We start from the raw sequence: 25132 nt of genomic DNA, 5'->3' as shown, positions 1-25132 counted from the left end.
TGGGTGCGGCTCCGCTCCCCATGCCCGGCCCGCCCGATCTGCGTACCGTCCCTGACCTGGTCCTTCGTCAGCTCTCCGCGACCAGCGAGGGGGTCGTCGTACTGGCGCTGGACGGGCTCGGTGCCGAGTGGGCCGCCGGATCCCTGCGCAGGGCGCGCGTCCGCACACTGCGTTCGACGTTTCCGACGACGTCCACCACCGCATGGCTGACCGCGGTCACCGGCGCGGATATGAGGGAGCATCTCGTGGTCGGCGCCGAATACCGGATTGCCGGGAGCCGGGACGGAAGTTGCGGGGGAAACACCGGGGGAGAGGTTCTGCTGGATGTCGCTCATGGGCGATGGCGGAATTGGACCGCTTCGGGAAAGTGCTCCGGCCGTTTGCGATCTCTTGCATACCGGCCGGTACGCACGTTATTCGAGCGGGCCGCGGAAATGAATGTCCCGGCATATGCGCTCGGACGGGAACTCGACGCGCTCGACGGCCCGTGGGCCGCGGCGCTGCTGCGCGGTGCCCACCGTGTCCCGGCGACCCCCGCCCGTACCCCCGCCCCCGCCCGCACCGCCGCCACCCCCACTCCCGCCCCGCCCGACCTCACCGTCGGCTCCGTCCTGCGACAGCTCGACGAACTGCTGACGGCCCATCAGCGGCGCCCCCTCCTGGTGTGGGCCTACGTCGACTTCGACACCCACCTGCACAGGTTCGGCCCGGACCGCAGCCTGACCCGCGCCCTGCGGCTGCTCGACACCGCGGCGGCCCGTTGGGCCGACAGCGGCTGGACGGTCACCGCGCACGCCGACCACGGACTCGCCCCCGTAGTCCATGACGAGAACGCCGCGCGCGCCTGGAGCGCGCTCGACACACCGCACCGCTGCCGCCTGCCCAGCGGAGGCGCCGGCCGCGTGCGCTGGCTCCACCCCCGCCCCGGCACCGAGGAACGCTTCGCCGACGAGGCCAGGGAACGGCTCGCCCCCTGCGCCGACGTACTCGCTCCCGCCGACCTCACCCGCAGCGGTCTGCTGCCCGGCTCTCCCGAGGTGTACGCACGCCTCGGCACCGTAGTAGGGGTCGCCACCTCCGCGGCCTTCCCCGTACCCGACCCCACGTACCGCTACGAGCACGGCGCCTGGACCCCGCAGGAGAGGGACGTGCCACTGGCGGTGTGGTCCCCCGACGACGAAGGAGAAGAACCGTGAGCGTGGTCTTCATCAACAAGGTGGGGGAGTCGGAGAGCCTGGCCGCCCGCCCCGGACAGCCCCTGCGCGACGTGCTGCGAGCACACGGCATACCGGCCAACGCCGTCCTCACCTACCGCGACAACAAGCCCGTCTCCGAAGAAGTGCTCACGGTCGGCGAGGACGATCTGATCACCGTGAAGCAGGTACGCCACTACGACCTCGACGTCACCCGCAAACCGGCCACCCGCACCTACGGCAGCCCTTCCCCCGTCTACACCAAGCGGGTCCTCTTCGACGAGGCGGGAGAGCTGGAGGTACGCGCCGAACAACTGGGAGCCGAGGCGTTCGTGGAGTACGTCGAGTCCACGTTCACCCAGAGCATCACCCACGGCGGAACCCTCCGCGAAGGGGACCACAGCGTCATCGGCCTCTCCGGCGGGCGCGACAGCGTCTCCTACCTCAAGCTTCTGGAACGCACCCGGGGCCGCTACCCGGACAGTGCCATGACCGCCGTGACGGTCACAGGGCTGCCCGACTGGGACGAACCGGCGACCTTCGAGGCCGCACGCCGCTCGTGCGAGGGGCTGGGCATCGAGCACACCATCGTCACGGCGAGGGAGGTCGAGGACACCTTCCGGCTGCGCCGCCCCTTCGTCGACGCCATGAACCAACTGATGTCGGGCGAGCACCGCTCCATGAACATGGTCATCGTGCACCACGTGATGCGCCGCATGCTGGAGCGGGCGGCGGAGGAGAGGGGCGCGTCCGTCGTGGCCTTCGGCCTCAACGCCGACGACCTCGTCGCGAGCCTGGTCACCTGGTTCACCAGCGGCTACCGCATGGGCGGCATACCCGTGCGCGAGATCGGACGGTTCCGCTACGTCTTCCCGCTGTACCGGATCACGAAGAAGGAACTGACGCTCTATCTGGAGATCGTCGCCCCCGAGCTGACCCGGCAGGGCACACCGGGAAGGTTCACCACAGGGCCCGACGAACGGTCCCTCGCCTACGCCCTCGCCGACCACCTCTACGACCTGTGGCCCGGCATCGACTACTACCTCTTCCAGGCGTTCTCGACATCCCAGCGGTTCATGCTGCCCCTCGTGGAGGAGACCTGCGGCATCTGCGAGTGCGTCTACCTCCTCCAGGAGGGCGTACCGAACCCCGAAGGACTCTGCGACATCTGCGGCTTCCTCTCCAAGCAGGGCCTCTCGGCCCGGTGAGCCCCGCACAACGGCTCGCGGTCACCGCACACGCGCGGCAGCCGCACCCGGGCGACGAGGCGCTGGACCTGCGCTGGTCCCCCGACGAGGCACGGTTCAGCGCACCGCTCCTGGAACACGTCTGGGCCGGGCTGCTGCGCTGTGCCCCGGCCGAACTCAGTGAGCGCGCACGGCACTACGCCGTACGGGACCCCTTCGGCGCCCGGCGCGCGGCACCCGTGCTCTCGGCACACTTCGGGTGCCGGTTCACACCGGAGCACGTCACGGTGGGAGCGGGCACGACGGGCCTGCTGCACGCGCTCGCCTGCCTCGCCGCCCCCGGCACGGTGCTGCACCTGGCGGCCCACCACCCCGACCTGCCGCTGTGGGCACGGCGGCTCGGCGCCCGCACGGTGCCGCCCGCGCGGAGCGTCGAGGAGGCCGCCGTGCGGGCGGCGCGCCACGCACCCTCGCTGGTGCTGGCCGAACGCCCGGCCGTGGACGGCACCCTCTGCACGGCCGAGGCGGTCGGCCGCCTCGCCGACGTGCTCGCGCGGACCGGGGACGGACTGCTGGTGGTGGACGAGTCCTACGCCTGCTACGGAGGCCCGCAGGCGTCGGTGGCACCCCTGGTCGCCCGGCACCCCAACCTCGTGGTGCTGCGCGGCGTCTCGAAGGGGTACTGCGCCGGCGGGCTGCGGACCGGATTCGCGCTCGCCTCCCCGCGGGCGACGGCGCGACTGCGGGACGTGGCCCCTCCGCTCGCGGCAGGCGAGCTGGGGCTGCACGCGGCGCTCGCGATGCTCGCGGAGGGCGACGTGTTCGCGGGGCTGCGCGCACGCGTCGCCGAGGTACGGCCGCGCTTCCTCCGGATGCTGCGGGCCGCGGGCTGCACGGTGCCGGTGCCGATACCGGGGGAGGGGAACGGGAGCGAGGCGCCGTGGCTGCCCTGGACCGTCGTCGCGGACGACGCGCGCACCCGGACCGTCCTCGAACACCGCCGCATCCTCGGCAAGGAGGTCTGCACCGTGCCGCCCTCTCCCGCGCTGCTCCGCCTGTCCGTGCCCCTGTCCGACGAGCGCGAGCGCGCCGTGACCGAGGCGCTGACCCACCGTGGATGACCTCCGTCGCCTCGTGGAGCGGACACACGGGGACGTCGACACCGACCGGACCATGGGCCTGCTGCGGCGACTGGTGCGCCACGACCGCTACCAGGCGTCCCACGGCGTGCACGCTGCCGCCGCGCTCGTGGCCACCGCGGCGGAGGAGGCGGGCCTGGTGGACGTGGAGATCCTGCGGCTGCCCGCCGACGGCAGCCACCGCTGGTGGACCTTCACCGCGCCCGTGGGCTGGACACCGCACAGCGCCTCGCTCGCCCTGGCGGACGGGGGCCCGCCACTGATGCGCTACCCGGAGCAGCCCTACGGGCTGGCGGCCTACTCGGCGCCCACCCCGCCAGGGGGAGTGGAACTGCCGCTGGTCCGCTGGCCCGACGACCCTCCGCACGAGTGGCCGGACGGCGCCCTCGTCCTGCACGCGGGCCCGCCGGGTCCTGACCTGGTGCCCCTTCTGCTCGGGCACCGGGCCCGCGCCGTGGCGGTCGGCAACGAGGGCCCCGTCCGCCGTCTCGAACTGCCCCACGGGACAAAGCTGTCCGGCTTCAGCGTCCCGCCCGCCGCGTTCGCGCGGCTGGAGCGGGCCCGCAGCGCTGGACACGGGGTGCGCGTGGCCGTACGCGCCGAACAGGGACCGGACACGATGCCCGTGGTCACGGCCCGCACCCCCGGCGGGACGGTACCGGGCGCACACGCCCTGGTCACGGCACACCTGTGCCACCCCGCGCCGGGAGCGAACGACAACGCCTCCGGGGTGTGCACGGCGCTGGAGACGGGGCGGCTGCTCGCCGCGCGGGCACCGCGCCGCCCGGTGCGCTTCGTGTGGGCACCCGAGATCGTGGGCACGGCCGCCTACGCGCACACCGCCTACCAACTGCGAGGGGACCCGCGCCCCTTCGCCGCCGTCAACCTCGACATGACCGGAGAGGACCAGCGGGTGTGCGGCTCACCGCTGATCGTGGAGCGCTCGCCCCAGCATCTGCCGTCGTGCCTGACCCCGGTCGTCGAGGAGTGTGTCCGCGCCCTGCCCCCTGCCGGACGCTCCTTCAGCGGCGCTGTGGGGTGCGACACCTGGGCCTGGCGCGCGACACCCTTCACCGGTGCCTCCGACCACGGTGTCCTGGCCGACCGTTCCCTGGGCATACCCTCCGTCCAGCTCGGCCACTGGCCCGACCGCTTCCACCACTCCGACGCCGACAGCGTCGACAAGACCGACCCGGCAGAACTGCGCCGCAGTGTGGCCGTCGCCGCCTCGGCGCTGACCGTGCTGTGCGAGGCGCACGGCGCGGACGGCCCCGTGGGCATGGCGGAACTGGCCGCGCTCACCGCGCGATGGGGGGCGCGCCGCCTGGCCGAACGGCTCCCCGCGCCCGGCGCCCCCGAGCACAGCCGTACCGGCCGCGTCGACCCGTTCGCCGCGGAGCACGCGGGCGCGGCCCTGGAACGCACGGCGGCCGTGGCGGCGGGAGCCCTCGCCTCCCTGGAGGCGCTGGGCGCCGAACCCGGGCTCACCCGGCGCTGGGCGGACCGCCTGCCCCCGGTCGCCGCCGCGCTCAGCCCGCTGGCCGGGGTACCCACGGCACCCGGGACGCTCACGTCATCCGGGACACCCATGGAGTCCGGGCCACCCACGGCGTCCGGGGACGGACGCGTGTACGCACGCGCCTGGCCCGGCCCGTTCAACCTGCGGGCGCTGCTGTCGGACAGCACAGCGGAGGACAGGGCCTGGTTCCTGGAGCGGATGGCCGAGGACGAGCGTGGCTGGTACGCGCGTGCCATGTCGCTCGCGCAAGGCGTCGACGGCGTGGCCCACGAGACGCGGCTGATCGAGCACGCGGCGCTGGACAGCCTGCTGTCCTTCGACGTCGCGGAGGCACGGCGGTTCCTCCACCTCATGCTGCGAGCGGGATGGACCGTATGAACGCCTCCGACGCCTCCCACACGTCCCACGCCTCCAACACCTCCCACGCCTTCCGTGTCGAGTCCCACGACTCCCTCGAAGCGGTCCGCGAGGTGTGGGCGGACCTGGCCAGGGACAGCCGGGCGCCGCTCTTCCACCACCCGCCCTACCTCGACGCCTACGCGGCGGCCCCCCTCCACCACATCGCCCGCACCTCCTACCTCCTGGCCCGCGACCGCGACGGCGCGGCCCGCGCGGCCCTCCCCCTCTTCCACCAGCCCGAGATGGACCCGCTCGGTGTCCTGCGGCACCAACTGCCCGCGCGGCCGGGAACGGGCACCGAAGGCGGGTCCGGGGCCGGGGCCGGTCTGCTCAGCCACGTGTGGCACTGCTACGACACCCGGATCCTGGCCCGAGGGCCGCTGACCGCGCCACTGCTGGACGCGCTGCTCGACGCGGCACACCGCATCGCCCGCGACGGCGGAGCGCAGTGGTACGGCCTGGTCAACGTGGAGGCGCCGGGGGCACTGGCCACAGCGCTGGACCGGGCGGCGCCGGGCCGGGGAATGTGCCGGGTGCGGGTGGACGAACGCTTCACCGCCGATCTGCGGCGCCACCCCACCGTCGACGCGTTCGTGGCGTCGCTGGGGCCACGTCAGCGGCAGCGGCTGCGCCGCTATGGCCGTCGCGCGGCCGAGGCGGGACTCGCGACCCGCGTCGTGGACCCGCGCGAGGCCGACCTGGACGGGCTGCTGGAGCTGGTAGGGGCGACGATGGCGAAGTTCGGCGCCACCTCCTTCTTCCCCGCGGGCCTCTTCCAGCGCTTCGTCACCGCCCTGGGCGACCGGGCACGCATCATCGAGCAGCATCTGGACGGGCGGCTCATCGGCGGCGCCGCGTGCCTTGTAGACGAGGAGCGGCTGCACTTCTGGATCAGCGGAGTGGACTACGGGGCGGCCCCCACCTTCAGCCCCAACTACCTGCTGTTCCTCGAAGGCATTCACGAGGCACTGCGCCGCGGCGTGCCCGTCTTCGAAGGGGGCCGCCGCAACGGCCCGTTCAAGGAACTCTTCGGTCTGCGGGGCCGTCCTCTGCTGGCATACGTGGCTCCGGTCGGCTGAGGGTGCCGCGAGGCCACAGCACGGAGAGGACGAGGGTGGCGCCCGTCAGTACGGTGAGCACACCCAGAGCACCTCTCGGCGACACGTCCAGGAGCCTGCCCACCACGGCCGAGGTGACCGAACCACCCAGGTAGAACACGAGGTTGTACAGGCCCAGCGCCGCCCCGTGCACCCGCGCGGGCACCACCCGCGCCAGGGCACCCACCAGCACGACGTTCCCCGCGCCGATGCACCCCGAGACCACGCCGAAGGCGCCCACCAGCGCCCAGGGGCGGTCGGGCCAGAGCGTCGCGGCAGCAGCAGCCGCACTCCCCAGCGTGCCGCACACCGCCAGCACGGGTGCGGGGGAGCGCCGCTCCCTCCCCTCCTTCCCACGGCCCACGGCCCACGAGCCGAGCGCGCCGCACACCCCCACCGGCAGCAGGGCGAGACCGATCTGCGCGGGGGACCACCCGCGCGCCGCGTGCAGCAGCAACGGAATCATGACCTGAAGCCCGAAGTACGTGCCGAACAGGGTGAAGCCCGAGGCGACGACGACAGCCACCCGGCGGTCACGCAGCAGGCCCACAGGGACGAAGGAGGTCCTGCGGTAGCAGGCCACCGCCAGCCCCACGATGACCAGCGCCCCGCCCAGGCCCGCCACCCACGGCCCCGAAGCGGCAGGGGCCGCCGCCGTCCGGACGCACAGGAGGGCACCGCACACGGCGGCGACGACCCCCGCCGCTCCGGCGGCGTCGAACCGTCCCGTGGCCCGCGACCGCGCCGCGACGTTCCGGGTCGCGGGAACCAGCGCCAGCGCGCTCACCGCGGAGGCGGCGAACAGGGCGCGCCAGCTCATGAGCTGCGCGAGCGCGCCCGCGAACACCGGCATGGTCGCGGAGGTCAGCGTCATCAGCGCGGTGAACACGCTCAGTCCGCGCCGCCTGGCCGCCTCGTCGCCACGGGCCACGAGCGCGGCGCTCGCCACGACGGGCACCGCGCCACCGCCCGCGCCCTGTATGGCGCGCCCCACCAGCAACGCGACGGGGGACCCCGCGCACAGGCACAGCAGCGAACCCGCCGTCATGAACGCCAGCCCCCAGCCCGTCGCGGCGCGCAGCCCGAACAGATCGACCACCCGGCCGAACACCGGGGTGGCGACGGCGAAGCCGGTGGCGTACACCGTCATCAGCCAGGTGCTCGTGACGCTGTCCAGGTCCATGGCGGAGGCGAGCGCGGGCAGCACGGTGGCGACGCCCGCCGACGCGGTGGTGGAGGAGAGCAGCAGCAGCCCGAGGAAGAACACTCCAGGACCGGCCGGTGCACGGGCGGCCGGTTCCTGTTCCCGTTCCCTCCCCGTCGTCTCACCACCGTCCGATGTCACCTCACCACCGCCCGACCCCGGACAGATCCCGCGCGAAACGGCCCGTCACATAGGCCATGGCGTCGCCGAACTGGCCGAACAGGGTGCGGTCGATGTTCCCTGTGGTGTCGCAGGTCTGGTGGTAGCACGGATCCAGATACTGTCCCGCCCGGCCGCCGAACAGCCGCTGCCACTCGGGTGTCTTCACATGGTTGTATCCACCGGAACCGCCGCCCGCCGGGATGCCCGCGTCGATGAAAGGACCGAAGTCGCTGCGCCCGTCGAAGTCGAGACCCACCGTGGGCAGCCCGCGCCGCGCGAAGTAGCGCGTGAACTCCTCCTCGATCGCGGCGGAACCCGGGGGCCCGGGGCCCGCTCCCGTGCCGTCGCTGTCGTCGCCGTCGTAGACCATGCGCGCGTAGTTCGGCGCTCCGATGGTCTCGAAGTTGAGGTTCAGCGCGATGGCGTCCCGCTCCTCGGCGCTGAGCTGGTCGACGTAGTGCTGCGAGCCGACCATGCCCCGCTCCTCCGCGCCCCACCAGGCGAAACGCACCCGGTTGCGCACCTGCCCCGCGTGCGGCGCCAGGCGCAGCGCCGTCTCCAGGACCATGGCCGCGCTGCTCGCGTTGTCGTCGATCCCGGGCCCTTCCGGCACGCTGTCGAGGTGGGCGCCCAGCACCACCGTGCGGTCGGTGCGCCCCGTCGGGGTATCCGCCAGCACGTTGAACGACTGTGTCCGCACGTGCTTGCCGCGCAGCACGACGCGCAGGGTCACCGTCCCGCCCCCGGCCGCGTCGGCCGCGAGCTGTTCGCTCTCTCCGCGCGACAGCGAGGCCGAGGGGATGACACCCGCCTCGGGGGGCTTCATACGGTGCCGCAGGTTCATCCCGCTGCCGGGCGCGCCGATGTTCATGAGAAGCAGCTTCACCCCGGCCTGCGCCGCGGCCCGCTGCTTGTCGGTGAGCGAACACTCCTCGCCCCGCACGAGGGCGATACGGCCCCGCGCCCCGGCCGCCTCGTACTCCTCGGGAGCGCAGCCCTGGCCGGGCACGACGGACAGCTCCGCGCGCAGTCCTCCGGCCGGTGTGGACGGGCTGAAGCGCGCCATGTAGGGGTGAAGCTCCCTCCGCCGCTGCGGTGCGGAGGACACCGCTGTTTCACGGGTCTGGACGAAATCGGGAAAGGTGAATTCCTGAAACCGGACGCGATACCCGGCCTCGCTGAGCCTGTCGCGTACGTAGTCGGCCGAAGCGGAATATCCAGGTGTGCCGGGTCCACGGTTGCCGCCGTGCCTGTCCGCCGCGCCCTGGAATGCGCGCAGGTGCCGGAAAGCCGCCGCCTCGGTCACCTCGCGTTCGAGGCGTTCGGCGAGGCTCTGTGAAAGCGGTGGCGAATGGGGCTCCGGAGATTCCGGCCGGGCGGTATCCGGCGGCGTGGAAACGAACGCGAATGACGCGAGCAGAAGCACGCAGACGACCGGGACAGGGCCCCGCCTCCCCACGTGAACACCCCTTACCACCTGCCGGAACATGCTTTCCCGGACACTGTCCGGCAGTTTTCCCTTCCTCGTCATGGACCGCCTCCTGCCCCCGGCGAGTGATCGCAGAACGGATTTCGAGCCTACCGGCGGCTGGTTCTTGATCTGAGCACATTCCAGATACGGCCGTCGAAAACCCTGGCCCGCGCCGAAAACATTGACGCTTCCCGTGGGGTCCGTAAGAATTGCGCGGCAGTCGGCTCCTTCCGGAGAGGGACAGGGGGACGCATGCCGCGATACGCATTCACCACGCAGCAGCGGCACGGATTTCCGCGCGTCCGCCGCCTCCTCGCCCCTCTCCTGCTCCTCACGGCAATGGTCTCCTGCACCTCGGGCGGAGAGACCCGCTCGCGGAACTGCCCCGTCGGCGAGGTCCAGTTCGGCGTCGACCCGTTCGAGAACGCCGCCCGCCTCATCCCCGCCTACAAGCCGCTCGCCCGCCAGCTGGGCGACCGCCTCGGCTGCCCCGTCGAACTCCACATCCCGACCAGCTACAGCGCCGAGGTGGAGGCGATGCGCCAGGGCAAGCTGGACGTCGCCCAGTTCGGGCCGCTCGGCTACGCCTTCGCCGAGCGGCTCGCCCGGGCCCGCGTCGTGGCGACCTACGGCGACTCCCACGGGCGGCCCCTCACCTACCGCACCCTGATCGTCACCCCCTCCGACTCCGGCATCACCCGGCTGACGGAGTGCCGAGGCCGCTCCTTCGCCTACTCCGACGCCGTGTCCACCTCGGGCAGGCTCTTCCCGGCCTACGCGCTCGAGCGCGCCGGAATCGACCCGGACCGCGGCGTGAAGCCCCGCTACGCGGGCAGCCACACCGCCTCCTACGAAGCACTCCGCCAGGGCAAGGCCGACTGCGGAGCCCTCCCCACACCACAGATCGAGATCGCCAAGGACGCGGGCATCTACAAGGCGGGCGAACTGCGCACCCTGTGGCGCTCGGCGCCGATACCCCACGAGGCGGTCACGGTACGGGAGACCCTGCCCGCACCCTTCCGGGAACGCGTCCGCGAGGAACTGCTCGCCCTGGACCTCACGAAGATCCCCGAAGAGCACCGGGGCCTGCTCTTCGGACCCCGCCTGGTGGCCCAGAAGGAGACCGCCTACGACGAGGTACGCGAACTGGCCAGGAAGATGGGGCTCGACGTGAAGGACCTCGATGGCTGAGGCGGACGGGCGGCCCGTACTGGAGATCACCGGCCTCACCATGAGCTACGCGCCACCCGTACCGGCCCTCGACGACGTCGGCCTGTGCTGCGGCGCGGGCGAGTGCGTCGCCGTCCTCGGCGCGAACGGCTCGGGGAAGTCCACGCTTCTGCGCTGCGCCGCCCGGCTGAGGGAACCGACGGCGGGCACGGTCCGCCTCCGGGGCGAGGACCTCACCGCGCTGCGCGGGGCCCGGCTGCGGGAGCGGCGCCGCAGGATCGGACTGGTCCTCCAGTCACCCGCTCTGGTCGGACGGCGCAGCGCCCTGGCGAACGTCGCCGTCGGCGCGCTCGGCCGCCACCGCGGCCCCGCCTCCCAGCTCGGGAGGTGGCCGCGCGCGGAACAGGGGGAGGCGGCCCGGTGCCTGCACAGGGTCGGCATGCTCGAACTGGCACACCGCCGCGCCGACACGCTCTCCGGAGGCCAGGCCCAGCGCGTCGCCGTGGCGCGGGCACTGTGCCAGCGCCCGCTTGTGCTGCTGGCCGACGAGCCGGTCGCGAGCCTCGACCCGCGCGCCGCCCACGGGGTGATGACCGTACTGCGCGGCCTCGCGCACGAGGACGGCCTCGCCGTAATGGTGGTCCTGCACCAGCCCGACCTCGCCCTGCCGTTCGCGGACCGTGTCGTGGGGATGCGGCAGGGGCGGGTGGTCTTCGATCTGCCCTCGGCCCGTGTGGACCGCTCCCGCATCGCCCTCCTGTACGCGGCGGAACGGGCGGAACGGACCGGCTCATGAAGGCGGCAGGGGCCGGCCGGTGAGCGCGGAAGGGGCCGGCCCGTGAAGAAGGCCGACACACCGCCGGAGCACCCGGCGGCCCCGGCGCTCCCGCCCCCGCCACGCGTCTCCGCCGCACGCTGGGCCCTGCGCCTGACCGGCGCGGTGGCCGCTGCCGCGCTGCTGTGGCAGGCGCTGGTGCGGACGGAGACGCGGCCGGGAGAACTCCTGGCGGGACTGCACGGCATCGCGGACATCGTGCGGCGCTCCTTTCCCCCGGACTTCGACTCGGTGGGCGCGATCCTGCCCGCCGCCCTGGAGAGCTTCGACACGGCGCTCCTCGGCACCGCCGCGGCCGTCGTGCTCGCGCTGCCGCTGGCCTGCTGCGCGGCGGAGAACATCTCTCCGCACCCGCTGTTCTACTACGCGGCCCGCGCCGTCATCACGGTGTGCCGGGCCGTGCCGGACATCATCTGGGCACTGGTGTTCGTGACCGCCGTCGGCCTCGGTCCCTTTCCCGGAGTGCTCGCCATCACGGTGCACAGTGTCGGCATGCTCGGCCGCCTGATCGCCGAAGTCATCGAGGACGCCGACCCACTGCCCGTCGAGGCGCTCAGGATCACCGGAGCGGGCGGACTCCAGATCGTCACCCACGCCGTACTGCCGGGCATCCTCCCGTCCGTCCTGGGCATTGTCCTGTACCGGCTGGACGAGAACGTCCGCGCCTCGCTGACCCTCGGGTTCGTGGGAGCGGGCGGCATCGGCTTCGAGATCCTGACGGCCGTGAACCTGTTCCAGTACCGGCGCCTGGCCGTTCTGCTGCTCACGGTCTTCGTCATGATCCTGACGGTCGAACGCCTCAGCGCACGGCTGCGGCGTCGCGTGGCCTGAACCGCCGTGCCTGCCCGTCGCGCGGTCGTACGGCGCGGTCGCACGGCGCGGTCGCGCGGGCCCTGGACCGGTCCTGATCCTGCGTCAGACCGCGGTGTCTTCGGCGTCTCCGGCATCATCGGTGTCGTCGGTCTCGGCGAGGGCCAGTGCCTCGTCCAGCAGTGCCTCCACGATCTTCGACTCCGGCACTGTGCGCAGCACTTCACCGTGGCGGAAGATCTGGCCCTTGCCGTTGCCGCACGAGACCCCCAGGTCGGCCTCGCGGGCCTCGCCGGGGCCGTTGACGACGCACCCCATCACGGCGATGCGCAGGGGACGGGGGAAACCGTCGAAGGCGGCTTCGACCTGGTTGGCCAGCTTGTGGATGTCTACCTGAAGGCGCCCGCAGCCGGGGCAGGAGACGACTTCGAGCTTGCGCTGACGCAGGCCGAGGGAGGCGAGGATGTGGCATCCGGCCTTGACCTGTTCGACGGGGTCGGTGGACAGCGATACACGCAGGGTGTCCCCGATGCCCTCGCCGAGGAGGATGCCGAAGGCGACGGCGGACTTGATCGAGCCCTGGAAGGCGGGACCGGCCTCGGTCACGCCCAGGTGCAGCGGATAGTCGCAGCGTGCGGCGAGGATCCGGTTGGCGGCGATCATGGTGAGCGGGTCGTGGTGCTTGACCGCGATCTTCAGGTCCCGGAATCCGTGCTCCTCGAACAGCGAGGCTTCCCACAGCGCGGACTCGGCCAGGGCTGCGGGGGTGGCGCCGCCGTGCTTGCGCAGCAGCCGCTGGTCCAGCGACCCGGCGTTGACGCCGATACGGATCGGGGTGCCCGTCTGCGCGGCGGCCTGCGCGATGTCGCCGACCTTGTCGTCGAACCGTTTGATGTTGCCGGGGTTGACGCGCACCGCCGCACACCCCGCGTCGAGGGCGGCGAACACGTACTTGGGCTGGAAGTGGATGTCGGCGATGACGGGGAGGGCCGAGCGCCGCGCGATGGTGGGGAGCGCGGCGGCGTCGTCGCCGGTGGGCACGGCCACCCGCACGAGGTCGCACCCGGCGGCGGTGACCTCCGCGATCTGCTGCAACGTGGCGTCGATGTCGGCGGTGCGGGTGGTGGTCATGGTCTGCACGGAAACCGGTGCGTCGCCCCCCACGGGGACATCGCCGACCATCAGCTTTCGCGAGCGGCGGCGCACCGGGGCCCGGTCCGGGGGAGCGGGCATCCCCAGGTCGGTCGTGGTCGTGGTCGTGGTCGTGGTCGGGGGTGTGGGTGTGGGTGCGGGTGTGGTTTCTGCGGTGGTCATGGTCAGCTCACCTCGGCCGGGGTGAGCGGGTCGGGCTGCTGATGGGGTTTGTGGGCGCGGGCACGCAGGACCGCCTGGGAGATGCCCTTCACGTCCAGCCCGGCCCTGCGGAGCAGATCCTCGCGCGAGGCGTGGGGCAGGAAGCGGCCCGGCAGTCCCAGCGCCCGCAGCGGAGTGCCGCAGCCGTCGTCGTCGAGGGCCCGGGCCAGGGCGGTGCCCAGTCCCGCGGTGCGGATGTTGTCCTCGACGGTCACCACCAGCCGGTGCCGCGAGGCGAGTCGGACCAGCTCGGTGGAGACGGGCAGCACCCAGCGCGGATCCGCCACCGTCACCCCGATGCCCTGCCCCTCCAGACGCAGCGCCGCCTCACGCGCGGGCGCTGCCATCGGGCCCGCGGCCACCAGGAGCACATCGCTGATACCGGAGCGGTGCAGCACGTCCACGGGCCCGATGCGCTCCAGCGCCGGAATGTCCTCGCCCACCCCGCCCTTGGGGAACCGCAGCGCGGTCGGCGCGTCCTCGAACCGTACGGCCGCGTCGAGGAGTTCGCGCAGCCGCGTCGCGTCACGCGGCGCCGCCACGTGCAGGCCCGGGACGGCCCCCAGCAGCGCCAGGTCCCACATGCCGTGGTGGGAGGGCCCGTCGGGCCCGGTGGCGCCCGCGCGGTCCAGGACGAACGTCACCGGCAGCCGGTGCAGGGCCACATCCATCAGCACCTGGTCGAAGGCACGGCCCAGGAAGGTGGCGTAGACGGCCACCACCGGATGCAGCCCCCCGGTGGCCAGCCCGGCGGCGGAGGTGACCGCGTGCTGCTCCGCGATGCCCACGTCGAAACACCGCTGCGGGAAGCGCTCGGCGAACCGTGCCAGCCCGGTCGGTCCGGGCATCGCCGCCGTCAGGGCCACCACGTTCTCGTGCTGCTGCCCGAGGGAGCAGAGCTGGTCGGAGAAGACACTCGTCCACGACGGGGTGGAGGACTGTTTCAGGGGCTCGGCGGTGTGCGGATCGATGACACCGCAGGTGTGCATCCGGTCCTGCGGCTCGTCCTCCGCCGGCTGGTACCCCTTGCCCTTGCTGGTGACGGTGTGCACCACCACCGGCCGCCCCAGCTCACGCGCCAGACTCAGCGCCTCCTCCACGGGGCGCAGACGATGACCGTCGACGGGCCCGATGTAGGCGAAGCCGAGCAGCTCGAAGAGGCTGCGGGCGAGCGGCAGCGGCCCGTCGGCATCCGCTTCGCAGCCGCCGACGCGGGCGGCGGGTGCCTGGCGCACGAGCCAGTCGATGCTGTCGTCGGACTGCGCGCGCTGCTGGTGGAGGTGGTCGGCCAGCGCGCCGATGGTGGGGGCGTAGGAGCGCTCGTTGTCGTTGAGGACGACGATGACGGGGCGGTCGGGTGCGCCGCCGAGATTGTTGAGCGCTTCCCAGGCCATGCCGCCGCTGAGCGCCCCGTCGCCGATGACGGCGACGACGGCGCGGTCCTGCTCGCCGTGCAGTTGCCGGGCCTTGGCCAGGCCGTCCGCGTAGGACAGGGCGGTGGAGGCGTGCGAGTTCTCGATCACGTCGTGCGGGGATTCCTCGCGGCTCGGGTAGCCGGACAGGCCCCCCGCCTGCCGCAGGGTGGTGAAATCAGCGGCCCGGCCGGTCAGGAGTTTGTGCACGTACGCCTGGTGGCCGATGTCGAACAGCAGGGTGTCATGAGGAGAGGTGAAGACCCGGTGCAGGGCCAGGGTCAGCTCCACCATCCCCAGGTTGGGGCCCAGATGCCCGCCCACCGCGGTCACCTTCTCGATCAGGAAGGCGCGGATCTCGTCCGCCAGGCCGGTCAGTTGGTGCTCGCTCAGCGCGCGGAGCGCGGCGGGTGCTTCCAGCGTGCTCAACAGGGGTCCCGCGGTGTCCGGCGCGGACGGTGTCGCGGTCAGGGATTCTGTCGTGGCAGTCATGAGGTCCTCACTGCGGTGGGCGGGGCGAAGTGCACGTTCTCGACGGTCGTCTCCTCCTCGGTGACCGTGACAGGGCCCAGCCTTCTCAGCAGCGCGATGACCTCCTCCACCAGGTGGTCGGGGGCCGAGGCGCCCGCGGTGAGGCCCACGGTGTCCGCCTCCGTCAGCCAGGCGGGGCCGATCGCGCTCGCGTCCTCGATCAGGTGCGCCGCGGTGCCCAGGCGACGGCACACCTCCACCAGCCGCACCGAGTTGGAGGAGTTGGCCGAGCCGATCACGAACACCACATCGGCAGCGTGGGCGACCTGCTCCACCGACAACTGCCGGTTGGTCGTCGCGTAGCAGATGTCCTCGCTCGGCGGCTCCTTGAGCGCTGGGAACCGCGCCCGCAGCGCCTCGATCACCTCGCGGGTCTCGTCCACGGCCAGGGTGGTCTGCGTCAGATACGAGACACGCCGGGGGTCGGGCACCTCCAGCTCCGCTACCTGGCCGGGGGTCTCCACCAGCACGGTCTGCTCCGGTGCCTCACCGAAGGTGCCCTCGATCTCCTCGTGCCCGGCGTGCCCGACCAGCACCAGGGTGTCGCCGCGGGCTGCGAACCGCTTCGCTTCGGAGTGCACCTTGGTCACCAGCGGACATGTGGCGTCCACCACCTCCAGGCCGCGCTCCCGCGCTTCCCGGCGTACCTGGGGGGAGACACCGTGTGCGGAGAAGACCACCACGGCGCCCTGGGGCACCTCGTCCAGCTCCCGCACGAACACCGCACCGCGCCGCTCCAGGTCGGTGACCACGTGGGTGTTGTGCACGATCTGCTTGCGTACGTACACCGGGCGGCCGGTGTCGGCGTGCCGCGTCAGCAGCCGCTCGACGACCTCGATGGCCCGGTCCACCCCGGCACAGAACGAGCGTGGAGAGGCCAGCAGCACCCTCCGCGGGCCACGGGCCGCCTCCCAAGCCTTGCTGTCGGCCGCCGCCTCGGGGCCGACGGAGGTCTGTTGGCGTGCTGCGTCAGGCATGGGAGGGGCCATGGGAGGGGCACTCCGTCGCTCTCGGGGGTCGGCTCCGACGGGATCTCGCGGAGTCTCACGGGATCTCGTGGGGGTTCGGGGTCAGCTCTCGCGGTGGGTGAGCAGATGGGCCAGCGCCATCAGTTGGCGCCGTCCCTCGACGGTGGGGGCGGCATCCGCCAGGGCGGTCTGCGCCTGGAGCAGTTCCCGCTCGGCCTCGCGCCGGGCAGCCGCCGCTCCGCCCGCCTCCTCGACGAGCCGCACGGCCCGGTCGGTCTCCTCCGCCGTCAGCGTGTCCTCGCGGGCGTAGAGGCGGGCCAGTTCCGTGCCTGCGGGGGAGGGGGAGGCCAGTGCGGCCAGCACGGGAAGGGTCTTCTTCCGTGCTGCCAGGTCGCTGCCCACCGGCTTGCCGGTGACTGCCTCGTCGCCGTACAGCCCCAGCAGGTCGTCGGTGATCTGGAAGGCGATGCCCAGATGACGCCCGAACCCGCCCAGTGTCTTCGCCTGTTGCGGTGCGGCGGCGCCCGCCAGTGCTCCCAGGCGGCACGCGCAGTCCATCAGGGCGCCGGTCTTGGCCGAGGCCATCGCCACGTATTCGCCCGGCCGCACCACGTCGCGCCGCTCGAAGGCGACATCCAGCGCCTCGCCCTCGACGAGTTCCACCACCGTTTCCGCCAGTGCCAGCGAGGCACCGTCCCCGGTGGGCGCCGCGGCGAGGATGGCGTGTGCCAGCGACAGCAGCGCGTCCCCGCACAGCACTCCGGCGGAGGTGCCGAACGCCGCCCACACAGCGGGACGGTGACGGCGCGTCCGGTCCCCGTCGATGATGTCGTCGTGCAACAGCGAGAACTCGTGCACGAGTTGCACCGCCATCGCCGCGGGCACGGCGTCCTGGGCGTCGGTGCCGACCGCTTCGGCGGCGGCGAAGCACAGCGCGGGGCGTACCGCCTTCCCCGCGCTGCCCTCGGCCGGGCGCCCGTCCGCGTCCAGCCAGCCCAGGTGGTAGCCGGCTTCCCGTCGTGTGACCGACAGCCGGGAACTCACCTGTTCCTCCAGGCGTGCCCTCATCCGCCGCCGAGCCCGCTCCAGCAGTTCGGCGCCGGTGCGTTCCATGGACTCCACGGTGGGTGCCAGCATCGCCATATCACCTGATCTCTTCCGCTGATCTCTTCCGCGAGCGGTCGGATTTCCAGGTAAACGCGTGGCTCGGCGCCGTCGGAAGGGGCAACGGTCTGGCGGGGTCGTGAATGTGGTGAACGGGCCCAACGCCTGTGGGCCGGTTGTGGGGTGGCGGGCTCCGGGTTGTCAGGGAGGCGGTCCGGCGGGGAGGCCGTCTGGAAGGGGCGGCCCGGTCAGGGGCGGGAGCGGATCGCGTCGCCGGAGATCCTGGAGAACGTGCCGCCCCTGACGGTGTTGTTGTTGCTGTGTTCGGCGAAGTCCGCCGCGTGCATGCAGCCGGGGCAGGTGATGGTGGTGCCGACGACTCTCTTCGGCTGTCGGCCGTATCCGCGCCGGGCTGTGGTGTGAACGTGATGTTCTGTGCCGGCCAGTTTCCCCGTCTGTACTGGGGGAGTGTGTAGGTTCCTCTTTTGAAGAGCACCGTCACCGTCGGCGGGTTCTGCCGGGCGGCGAGGACCTGACGTACATCGGCGAGGGTTTTCATGGGTTTGCTCCGTGTCCCGGGGTTGCGTACTACACCGTGGGGGGCGTGTACGGGCCGGTGAGGCCCCGTTCACCGGCGTGGGAACACGCGTTCAGCGTTCTGCGGCCTCCCCCGTTTTCCGGGTTTCCAGGCGGCTGAGTGCCTGCATGGCCTCATGTTCCAGCCGGGCCAGTTCGTCGAGGAGGCTGCCCGCCTGTGCGAGGTGCCGCGCGTCGCCCGTGGTGCCGGCCCGGTCGATCAGCGCCGCGGTCTCCGTCCACAGAGCGGCCGCCTCCGCGTACAGCCCGTGGCCGGTGCGCAGGTGGGGGCTGTCGAGGTGCTGGGTGCATTCGGCGAGGAAGTCGCGGTAGAGGTTGCGGAAGAGGGCGCCGCCGGTTCCTGCCTTCTCCATCAGGAGGGCGGCTTGTGGCAGGTCCTGTTCCGGGGTGTCGGTGCGCTGGTGCCAGGTGCGTACCCGTTGTCCGGCTTTCTCGATGCCGCGGTGGCCGAGGTTGGCGATGGGTGGGTGGAGGAAGGCGTCGGCGCAGGCGGTGATGGCGGGGGTGATCCGCTGGTGCGGGGCGGGCGGGTTGTCCGGGGCGGTGAGGGTGAAGGAACGGTGTCTGGCCGTCATGGGGCCGCGTGCGGCTCTGGCCCGGGCGAGGCTGGTCCGGCTGGTGGTGACGACCGCTCCGCCTTGCTGGTCGGTGTCGACCAGGTGGGCGTCGTGGTCGTCGTAGCCGGTCATGGCGACGATGTGCCCGCCGAAGTGCACCTTGGAGCCGAAGTAGTCCAGATAGTAGCTGTCGAGCTGGAGTCCCACGGGGTGTCCGGCGTCGAGGGGAACCGCCACGTTCTCCCACGCCTTGCGGGCCGAGGTGGTCTCCTGGACGAGGAGTTCCAGGTCGAGTGCCGTGGCCAGGTTCCTGGTGAGGTCAAAGGGTCTGACCCGTCCCGCGAGGAAGGGGAAGCCCATGGCCTTGCTGTCCCAGTAGAGGAAGGACAGGCCGGAGCCGAGGCCGAAGAGCATGGGTTCGGACAGGTCGAGCCCTTGGTGCCGCAGCAGTACCCCCAGCGCTGTCGTCTCGCAGTGCCGCATACCGCGCGTGCCGGTGTCCGCTGCCATGCCGTGCTCCCCTTGGTTCCCCTTTGGCTGACGGGGTCTCCCGTCCGCGCGGTCTGCGCAGGGTGCCAGACGGCCCGTGCCACCGCCAGCCGTCACCCTGCCCTGCCCCGCGCCGCCCCGCCCGGCTCCGGGGTGCGGGGCGTGAGGCGCGAGGCAGGGCGACGCGGAGGGGTCAGCGTGCTTCGGCTGTCGCCGGTTTCGGGATGAGGAAGGACGCCGCGAGCGCCGCGGCGAGGACCACGCCCCCGGCGGCCATGCCCGCCGCGTATCCCGATGCCGACCCGCCGTCGCCCGGCTGGGCGGCGGACTGCACCGCGTAGACCAGGGCGAAGCTGAGGCCGGAGCCGAGGTTGAACGCTCCGGCGTTGAGGCCGGGCAGGAAGCCCGGGTTGTCCTTGGGGGAGTGCACCACCCCCAGGCCGTTGAGGACGATGTTCGCGCCGCCCGCGTAGGTGATGCCGGTGAGCACGGACAGGCCGAGGAGGGTGAGGCGGGACTCCGCGCCGAGCGTGGCGATCATCAGCACGACGGCGACGAGTGACCCGATCAGCCCGGCGCGCAGGATGCGCCCGTATCCGAGCGAGGCGGACAGCCGCCCGGCCAGCGGCCCCATGGCGAGCCCGGCCAGCGCGTAGGGCGTCAGCGTCCACCAGGCCGACTCCTGCGCACCCATGCCCAGCCCGGCCTCCGCGTCCTGGGCGAAGGCGGGCAGCAGGCCGTTCATGACGGCGAACACGCCGGTCATGGTCAGCGCGGTGGTCAGCAGGGTGGCCCAGGTGGCCCGGCGACGCAGGTGTGCCGTGGCCACCAGCGGGTGGGGGCTGCGGTCCTGGGCGCGCCAGAACAGCCAGAAGGAGAGGGCGGAGACCACGACGAGGACAGCGCACAGCGTCCAGTTCGCGGCGCCGAGCTTGCCCGCCTCGTTGAGCGCGACGAGCATCGAACCGACGGAGACGCACAGCAGCGCCACCCCGCGCCAGTCCATGCGAGCGGCCCCCGCACCTGCCTCCGTCCCCGGGTCCGTCCCCGTTCCGGCTTCCGCGCCGGTCGCCCGCGACTCCCGGGTGAGGGTGGCGACGAGAGCCGCGGCGAGCGCGGCCACGACGGCCATCGCCCAGAAGACGGCACCGAAGCCGTGGGTATCGGCCAGATAACCACCGGCCAGGGAGTCGACCCCGGCGATGCCGCCGTTGACGGCGGTGACCACGCCCATGAGGGTGCCGTAGCGCCTCGGGTCGCTCACCTCCACCCGCAGCATGATCAGGCACAGTGGCACGACGGGCCCGGAGACACCTTGCAGGACGCGTCCGGCGAAGAGCATCGGCACGTTCGTCGCGAAGGCGGCGAGCACGCAGCCCAGCGCCATCACCACGAGCATGCCGGTGAGCACCTTGCGGCGGCCGATCACGTCCCCGAGGCGGGGCAGGAAGAGCGAGAAGAGCGCGGCCGAGGTGAAGAAGGCAGTCTGGGTCAGCCCCACTTCTGCGGTGTCGGCGCCGAGGGCATTCTCGATGCTCTTCAGTGCGGGGCTGAGCATCGAGGCGTTGAGCTGGAAGGCGAAGCATGCCGCCAGCAGGGCGGTCATCAGGGCGCCGGTGCGCACGGTGGGCCGCTGCCCGCCGATGAGGTGGGTGCTCACTGCCGCGGGTCGCCGATCCGCTCAAGGGCGTCGACGACCAGATTCCAGAAGCGTTCCCGGTCCAGCTCGACGGCCACCTGTGTGTGGCAGTCGGCGGGCGCGGGGGCACGGAAGTCGGTGACGGTCATGCCCGCGGTCAGGGTGCCGCGCAGCTCGATGTCGACGGGGGCCCGGCGCACCGTCATCACGCTCGGATCGATGACGTAGGCGACCGCGCACGGGTCGTGCACCGGCGGAGCCGCAAAGCCCTGGGCCTTGAGATAGGTGGCGCCGAAGAAGTCCAGCAGCTCGCCCACGAAGAGGGCGGGCGCGGTGCCCACCTTCGCTATCCGCGCGCGCACCTCCTCCGTCGCCAGCGCCTGGTGGGTCAGATCCAGGCCGACCATGGTCACGGGCCAGGGCTCGTTGAAGACGATGTGCGCGGCCTCGGGGTCGATCACGATGTTGAACTCGGCGACCGCGCTCCAGTTCCCGGTGTGGAAGCCGCCGCCCATGAGCACCACCTCGCGCACCCGCTCCGCGATCCGCGGCTCCTTGCGCACGGCCAGTGCGATGTTGGTCAGCCCGGCAGTGGGCACGAGGCTGATCTCGCCGGGCTCGTGAGCCATGACGGTGTCGATGATGAGGTCCACCGCGTGCCGCTCGTCCAGCTCCAGGAGCGCTTCGGGGAGTACGGGGCCGTCGAGTCCGCTCTCGCCGTGGATGTCCGGCGCGTTCTCGATCGTGCGCACCAGCGGGCGCGGGCTGCCCGCGGCGAACGGCACATCGGTGATCCCGGCGATGTGGGCCACGGAGAGTGCGTTGCGGGTGACCTTTTCCAGGGTCTGGTTGCCCACGACGGTGGTCACGGCCACCAGCTCGATGTCCGGGCTGCCGTGCGCGAGCAACATGGCGATCGCGTCGTCATGGCCCGGGTCACAGTCCAGGATGATCTTCTTGGCCAACGGAGGAGCCCCTTTGCTCTGTCCCGTGCCCGGGGCGGCCCGCAAGGGGGAGAGTGCTCCGGGGCGAACGGGAAAACGTTCTCCGGAATCTTCTGTTCCACCACGGAAGGCTGTCAACGAAACGTGGAAGTGATCCACGGAACACCGCACTCTGTCAGGCAAGGAGCCGGTGATAACGTTTGCCCGCATCGGCCGGGGAAGTCCCGGCGGCGGACCGGGCGATGGGGGTCGGTTGAGGTGGCGGACGTGACGCTGCGAGAGGTGGCCGCGGCCTCGGGCTGCTCGGTGGCCACGGTCTCCCGCGTACTCGCGGGCACCCGCCCAGTGGGCGCGGAGACCGCCCGGCGCGTCCGCGCGGCCGCCGAGGAACTGGGCTACCGGCCCAACCAGGTCGCCCGCGCACTGCGCAGCCGCAGCACCGGCACGGTCGGGCTGGTGCTGCCGCAGATCACCAATCCCTTCTTCCCCTCCCTCGTCCGCGAGGTCGAGCACGCCCTCCACGCACGCGGGCAGGCGGTACTGCTGGCCGACTGCGACGACGACCCCCGCACGGAGTCGGCACGCCTCGCCACTCTGCTGGAGCGCCAGGTGGATGCCCTGGTGGTCATCCCCGTCGATGAGCGGCACAGCCGCCCGGCTGTCACCGCCGCGGCTCGCCAGGTGCCGCTGGTGCTCCTGGACCGTGGGTGCGGCCCCGGTGCGGCTGACGCGGTCGGCGTCGACAACGCCGCCGGCATGGCCCTGGTCCTCGACCACCTCGCCGACCGCCGCCGCCGCCCCGCGTTCATCGGCGCCCAGGGCACCGCCTCGGCCGCCGTGGAACGCTTCGACGCCTACGTGGCCCGGCACGGACACGAGCGCACCGCGCTGGGGGACTTCTCTGCCGCGTGGGGCAGGGCGGCGGTGGACAAGCTGTGGCCGCGGCGTCCGGACGCCTTCGTCTGCGCCAACGACATGATCGCGGTCGGGGCCGTGCAGCGGTTGCGGCAGATGGGCATCGATCTTCCCGGGCAGGTGGCCGTCACCGGTTTTGACGATGTTCCCCTGGCCACTCTCGCTGACCCTGCCCTGACCACCGTGCGGCAGCCGGTGGCCGATCTGGCGGCGGAGGCCGCCCGCCTGCTGCACCAACGGCTCACCGACACCGCTGTCGTCCCGCCGCGCACGGTGCGGCTCACCCCCGAGCTGGTGGTACGTGCCTCCAGCGCACTCAACCACCTCTGGGAGGAAGACCAGTGATCGCAATCGTCGGGAGCCTCAACCTCGATCTCGTCACGGCCGTGGGGCACCATCCGGTGCCCGGTGAGACCGTACTGGGCGGTGACCTGACCGAACACTCTGGCGGTAAGGGCGCCAACCAGGCCGTCGCGGCGGCGCGCGCCGGTGGCGAGGTCTCCTTCGTCGGCCGCGTCGGCGACGATCAGGCAGCGTCCAAGATGCTCGCCGCCGTCGGCGGACAGGGTGTGGACACCACTCACATCGCCCGCACCGAAGGTGTGCCCACCGGCCGCGCGCTGATCGCGGTCAACCCCTCAGGGGAGAACACCATCATCGTCAGCCCCGGTGCCAACGCCCGTCTGACCGCCGCCGATGCCGAGGCCGCCCGGGATGTCCTCGCCCGCGCCGCGGTGACGGTGCTCCAGCAGGAGGTGCCCGAGGAGGCCAACCAGGCCGCGGCCCGTCTGTCCGGCGGACTGGTCCTGCACAATCCCGCGCCCGCCTCCGCCGGTACGGGTCTGCCCGCGCACGTGGACGTGCTGCTGCCCAACCGCACCGAACTCGCCGCCCTCGCGGGCGTTCCCGTCCCCACGGACCTGGAGGAGGTGGCCGCGGCGGCCCGCCGCCTCAAGAACACGGAGGCGGTGCTGGTCACCCTCGGCGGTGACGGCGCCCTCCTCGTCGAAGGCGGCACCCACCTGCACATCCCCGCCCACACGGTGCGGCCCGTCGACACCACCGCGGCCGGTGACGCTTTCTGCGGCGCCCTGGCTGTCGCCCTCGCCGAGGGCCGCGCCCTGGAGGACGCCGCGCGCTGGGCCTCGGCCGCGGCGGCCCTGAGCACCACACGTCCCGGGGCTCAGCCCTCCCTGGCCACGCGCGAGGAAGTGGAGCGCTTCCTGGCCGCCGCGCGGTAGAAGCGGAAACACGGAAGAGACGGCGCCCGGCCAGGGGTCCGGCAGGGGTCAGGCGTTTCCGCTCAGGAACCCCGGGGAGTCCACCGGGACGGTGTGCCCCGAAACGGGAGCGGCGGCGGCCACTCCGACGCCGCTCAGGGCAGCGACGGCTGCCAGGGCGACGACGGCGAAAGCGATGCGTGTGGTGAACATATTTATCCTGTTCTTGGCGAGTCGGGCGTTTCGCGCGAGTGTAGGGCTTTTCAGTATGCGCGGCATGGCGCAACGCCGGGCCCGTGTGGCCCACGGTCCGCCGTTCCGGAGGGGGCGAACAGGCGCTGTGCGCAGGCGTGTCCGTGATGACGGGAGGACCGTGCGGTGTCGGCGTGTACGGTGCCTCTTGTCGTCGCGATCCGGTACAGCATGCCGTCGCGCATTGCGTCGCCGCGCTCGAGCACACCCAGCACGCGGTCGTACTCGTCGACGTGCGCGACCAGTTCGCCCACGGCGGGCTCAGGGGGGAACCGGCGTGAGGCCGGCGAGGACAGGGCGGTCGGGATGGATGATCAGGCCGAATACCGGCATGGGGCTGCTCCGTAAGTGAGGTGTGGCCGTGGCGAGCAGCCGGTCCAGGAGAAGGGGCATCTCCCGTTGGGCGAACTGCGCGCCCAGGCAGGCCCGGGACCCCGTGCTGAACGGATAGTAGGCACCGAGGACGGCGGGCCTGTGGCCGGTACCGGCGAGCCGCGTGGGTGCGAAGCGCTCAGGTTCCACCCACAGCGATGGGTTACGGTGCGTCAGGTAGGGGCTGATCGTGATGCGGTAGCCGCCGAGGACGTCGTCGGCGATGCCGTGGCGACGCAGCAGCCACGTCACCGGGTAGAGCCGCGCCGTCTCGCTGACCAGGGTACGCAGCGCGGCGAGCCGGGCGGCTGACCCCGGGGCTCCGGCGGCGCGCCCAGCGTAGATGTTCGGGATACTGCCGAGCACGACGAGGACCCAGGCCAGGGTGACGGCGGTGGTCTCGTAGCCCGCGACGACCAGATAGACCGCCTCGTCGCGCAAGGTCCGCCTGGGCAGGCCGGAGGTGCGCAGCAGAGCGGGCAGGAGCCAGGGGCTGGTGGCGCGGTGGCGGCCCGCTTGCGGGTGGCGCGGTCCACGGTGAGTAACCTCGTGCGGGTGATGTCGGCTGCGGGTCTGGTGGAACGGGTCCGGTC

Annotated in this window: 22 protein-coding genes; 10 read left to right on the top strand and 12 right to left on the bottom strand. The window is 72.3% G+C overall.

Translation table 11 applies throughout. From position 1 onward, the window contains the following. Window positions 1–20 precede the first annotated feature (20 nt). Genes ACWGJ2_RS33520 through ACWGJ2_RS33500 form a run of 5 tightly spaced genes read left to right on the top strand, consistent with a single transcriptional unit; the run spans window position 21 to window position 6516 of the window. A complete protein-coding gene (locus ACWGJ2_RS33520) occupies window positions 21–1196 on the top strand; it encodes an alkaline phosphatase family protein (RefSeq protein WP_453350095.1) in 1176 nt (391 codons plus the stop codon). Further along, a complete protein-coding gene (locus ACWGJ2_RS33515; protein ID WP_453350094.1) occupies window positions 1193–2401 on the top strand; it encodes a hypothetical protein in 1209 nt (402 codons plus the stop codon). Before ACWGJ2_RS33520 ends, ACWGJ2_RS33515 begins: the two co-directional genes overlap by 4 nt. Beyond that, a complete protein-coding gene (locus tag ACWGJ2_RS33510; protein WP_453350093.1) occupies window positions 2398–3501 on the top strand; it encodes an aminotransferase class I/II-fold pyridoxal phosphate-dependent enzyme in 1104 nt (367 codons plus the stop codon). The genes ACWGJ2_RS33515 and ACWGJ2_RS33510 overlap by 4 nt, the downstream gene beginning before the upstream one ends. Beyond that, window positions 3494–5416, top strand: coding sequence for a DUF4910 domain-containing protein (locus tag ACWGJ2_RS33505; RefSeq protein WP_453350092.1), 1923 nt, complete (start codon window positions 3494–3496; stop codon window positions 5414–5416). Before ACWGJ2_RS33510 ends, ACWGJ2_RS33505 begins: the two co-directional genes overlap by 8 nt. Beyond that, a complete protein-coding gene (locus ACWGJ2_RS33500; protein WP_453350091.1) occupies window positions 5413–6516 on the top strand; it encodes a GNAT family N-acetyltransferase in 1104 nt (367 codons plus the stop codon). Before ACWGJ2_RS33505 ends, ACWGJ2_RS33500 begins: the two co-directional genes overlap by 4 nt. On the opposite strand, the gene ACWGJ2_RS33495 is transcribed toward ACWGJ2_RS33500, so the two are convergent. Then, on the bottom strand, window positions 6455–7879 hold the full coding sequence (locus ACWGJ2_RS33495; RefSeq protein ID WP_453350090.1) for an MFS transporter: 1425 nt from the start codon (window positions 7877–7879) through the stop codon (window positions 6455–6457). The two genes, ACWGJ2_RS33500 and ACWGJ2_RS33495, sit on opposite strands and share 62 nt — an antisense overlap. A gap of 1 nt (window position 7880) precedes the next feature. After that, window positions 7881–8966 carry a M20/M25/M40 family metallo-hydrolase gene (locus tag ACWGJ2_RS33490; RefSeq protein ID WP_453350089.1) on the bottom strand — a complete coding sequence of 362 codons (1086 nt, stop codon included), beginning with the start codon at window positions 8964–8966 and terminating at the stop codon, window positions 7881–7883. Between the two features lie 657 nt (window positions 8967–9623). Between ACWGJ2_RS33490 and ACWGJ2_RS33485 the strand changes: the two genes are divergently transcribed. The 3 genes from ACWGJ2_RS33485 to phnE are packed head-to-tail and all read left to right on the top strand — an operon-like array spanning window position 9624 to window position 12207. Next, on the top strand, window positions 9624–10562 hold the full coding sequence (locus ACWGJ2_RS33485; protein WP_453350088.1) for a phosphate/phosphite/phosphonate ABC transporter substrate-binding protein: 939 nt from the start codon (window positions 9624–9626) through the stop codon (window positions 10560–10562). Continuing rightward, entirely contained in the window at window positions 10555–11337 is a 783-nt protein-coding gene (locus ACWGJ2_RS33480) for a phosphonate ABC transporter ATP-binding protein (protein WP_453350087.1), read from the top strand. Before ACWGJ2_RS33485 ends, ACWGJ2_RS33480 begins: the two co-directional genes overlap by 8 nt. 42 nt (window positions 11338–11379) lie before the next feature. Next, entirely contained in the window at window positions 11380–12207 is an 828-nt protein-coding gene (gene phnE, locus ACWGJ2_RS33475) for a phosphonate ABC transporter, permease protein PhnE (RefSeq protein ID WP_453350086.1), read from the top strand. An 84-nt stretch (window positions 12208–12291) separates the two neighbouring features. Here the strand turns inward: phnE and ispG are convergent, their stop codons facing one another. The 7 genes from ispG to uriH all read right to left on the bottom strand — a co-directional run bounded on the left by ispG (window position 12292) and on the right by uriH (window position 21801). Then, on the bottom strand, window positions 12292–13419 hold the full coding sequence (ispG, locus tag ACWGJ2_RS33470; RefSeq protein ID WP_453350116.1) for a flavodoxin-dependent (E)-4-hydroxy-3-methylbut-2-enyl-diphosphate synthase: 1128 nt from the start codon (window positions 13417–13419) through the stop codon (window positions 12292–12294). An 83-nt stretch (window positions 13420–13502) separates the two neighbouring features. Beyond that, complete coding sequence (dxs, locus tag ACWGJ2_RS33465) at window positions 13503–15443, bottom strand: 1-deoxy-D-xylulose-5-phosphate synthase (RefSeq protein WP_453350085.1); 1941 nt, start codon at window positions 15441–15443, stop codon at window positions 13503–13505. Next, window positions 15440–16459, bottom strand: coding sequence for a 4-hydroxy-3-methylbut-2-enyl diphosphate reductase (ispH, locus tag ACWGJ2_RS33460; protein ID WP_453350084.1), 1020 nt, complete (start codon window positions 16457–16459; stop codon window positions 15440–15442). The genes dxs and ispH overlap by 4 nt, the downstream gene beginning before the upstream one ends. A gap of 93 nt (window positions 16460–16552) precedes the next feature. After that, entirely contained in the window at window positions 16553–17587 is a 1035-nt protein-coding gene (locus tag ACWGJ2_RS33455) for a polyprenyl synthetase family protein (protein ID WP_453350083.1), read from the bottom strand. Between the two features lie 617 nt (window positions 17588–18204). Then, window positions 18205–19218, bottom strand: a complete 1014-nt coding sequence (locus ACWGJ2_RS33450) for a BtrH N-terminal domain-containing protein (RefSeq protein WP_453350082.1) — start codon at window positions 19216–19218, stop codon at window positions 18205–18207. 172 nt (window positions 19219–19390) lie between these two features. Next, entirely contained in the window at window positions 19391–20803 is a 1413-nt protein-coding gene (gene uriT, locus ACWGJ2_RS33445; protein WP_453350115.1) for a uridine transporter UriT, read from the bottom strand. 50 nt (window positions 20804–20853) lie between these two features. Continuing rightward, window positions 20854–21801: a uridine-preferring nucleoside hydrolase UriH gene (gene uriH / locus ACWGJ2_RS33440; protein WP_453350081.1), complete on the bottom strand. Its 948-nt coding sequence runs from the start codon at window positions 21799–21801 to the stop codon at window positions 20854–20856. Window positions 21802–22047: 246 nt separating this feature from the next. Between uriH and ACWGJ2_RS33435 the strand changes: the two genes are divergently transcribed. Beyond that, the gene (locus tag ACWGJ2_RS33435) at window positions 22048–23040 is read left to right on the top strand and encodes a LacI family DNA-binding transcriptional regulator (RefSeq protein ID WP_453350080.1); all 993 of its coding nucleotides are present in this window, start codon (window positions 22048–22050) and stop codon (window positions 23038–23040) included. Then, on the top strand, window positions 23037–23936 hold the full coding sequence (gene rbsK / locus ACWGJ2_RS33430) for a ribokinase (protein WP_453350079.1): 900 nt from the start codon (window positions 23037–23039) through the stop codon (window positions 23934–23936). The genes ACWGJ2_RS33435 and rbsK overlap by 4 nt, the downstream gene beginning before the upstream one ends. Before the next feature lie 48 nt (window positions 23937–23984). Here rbsK and ACWGJ2_RS33425 read toward each other — a convergent pair whose 3' ends face one another. The 3 genes from ACWGJ2_RS33425 to ACWGJ2_RS33415 form a co-directional block, all read right to left on the bottom strand. Then, window positions 23985–24128 carry a hypothetical protein gene (locus ACWGJ2_RS33425; RefSeq protein ID WP_453350078.1) on the bottom strand — a complete coding sequence of 48 codons (144 nt, stop codon included), beginning with the start codon at window positions 24126–24128 and terminating at the stop codon, window positions 23985–23987. Window positions 24129–24178: 50 nt separating this feature from the next. After that, window positions 24179–24421 carry a hypothetical protein gene (locus ACWGJ2_RS33420; RefSeq protein ID WP_453350077.1) on the bottom strand — a complete coding sequence of 81 codons (243 nt, stop codon included), beginning with the start codon at window positions 24419–24421 and terminating at the stop codon, window positions 24179–24181. Between the two features lie 7 nt (window positions 24422–24428). Next, on the bottom strand, window positions 24429–25132 hold a 704-nt coding region (locus ACWGJ2_RS33415), incomplete at its 5' end, for a cytochrome P450 (RefSeq protein ID WP_453350076.1).

It is taken from the genome of Streptomyces sp. NPDC054796 (genome assembly GCF_053611545.1).
The sequence above is the reverse complement of the archived record's forward strand: the minus strand, read 5'-3'. Positions and strand labels throughout refer to the sequence as shown.

What these genes read in the sequence shown, in the direction of transcription:
- ispH (WP_453350084.1), bottom strand. Translation starts at nt 16,459, where the DNA reads ATGCCTGACGCAGCACGCCAACAGACCTCCGTCGGCCCCGAGGCGGCG.
- ACWGJ2_RS33455 (WP_453350083.1), bottom strand. Translation starts at nt 17,587, where the DNA reads ATGCTGGCACCCACCGTGGAGTCCATGGAACGCACCGGCGCCGAACTG.
- dxs (WP_453350085.1), bottom strand. Translation starts at nt 15,443, where the DNA reads ATGACTGCCACGACAGAATCCCTGACCGCGACACCGTCCGCGCCGGAC.
- ACWGJ2_RS33520 (WP_453350095.1), top strand. Translation starts at nt 21, where the DNA reads ATGCCCGGCCCGCCCGATCTGCGTACCGTCCCTGACCTGGTCCTTCGT.
- ACWGJ2_RS33490 (WP_453350089.1), bottom strand. Translation starts at nt 8,966, where the DNA reads ATGGCGCGCTTCAGCCCGTCCACACCGGCCGGAGGACTGCGCGCGGAG.
- uriT (WP_453350115.1), bottom strand. Translation starts at nt 20,803, where the DNA reads ATGACCGCCCTGCTGGCGGCATGCTTCGCCTTCCAGCTCAACGCCTCG.
- ispG (WP_453350116.1), bottom strand. Translation starts at nt 13,419, where the DNA reads ATGCCCGCTCCCCCGGACCGGGCCCCGGTGCGCCGCCGCTCGCGAAAG.
- ACWGJ2_RS33500 (WP_453350091.1), top strand. Translation starts at nt 5,413, where the DNA reads ATGAACGCCTCCGACGCCTCCCACACGTCCCACGCCTCCAACACCTCC.
- ACWGJ2_RS33480 (WP_453350087.1), top strand. Translation starts at nt 10,555, where the DNA reads ATGGCTGAGGCGGACGGGCGGCCCGTACTGGAGATCACCGGCCTCACC.
- ACWGJ2_RS33450 (WP_453350082.1), bottom strand. Translation starts at nt 19,218, where the DNA reads ATGGCAGCGGACACCGGCACGCGCGGTATGCGGCACTGCGAGACGACA.
- ACWGJ2_RS33485 (WP_453350088.1), top strand. Translation starts at nt 9,624, where the DNA reads ATGCCGCGATACGCATTCACCACGCAGCAGCGGCACGGATTTCCGCGC.
- ACWGJ2_RS33425 (WP_453350078.1), bottom strand. Translation starts at nt 24,128, where the DNA reads ATGTTCACCACACGCATCGCTTTCGCCGTCGTCGCCCTGGCAGCCGTC.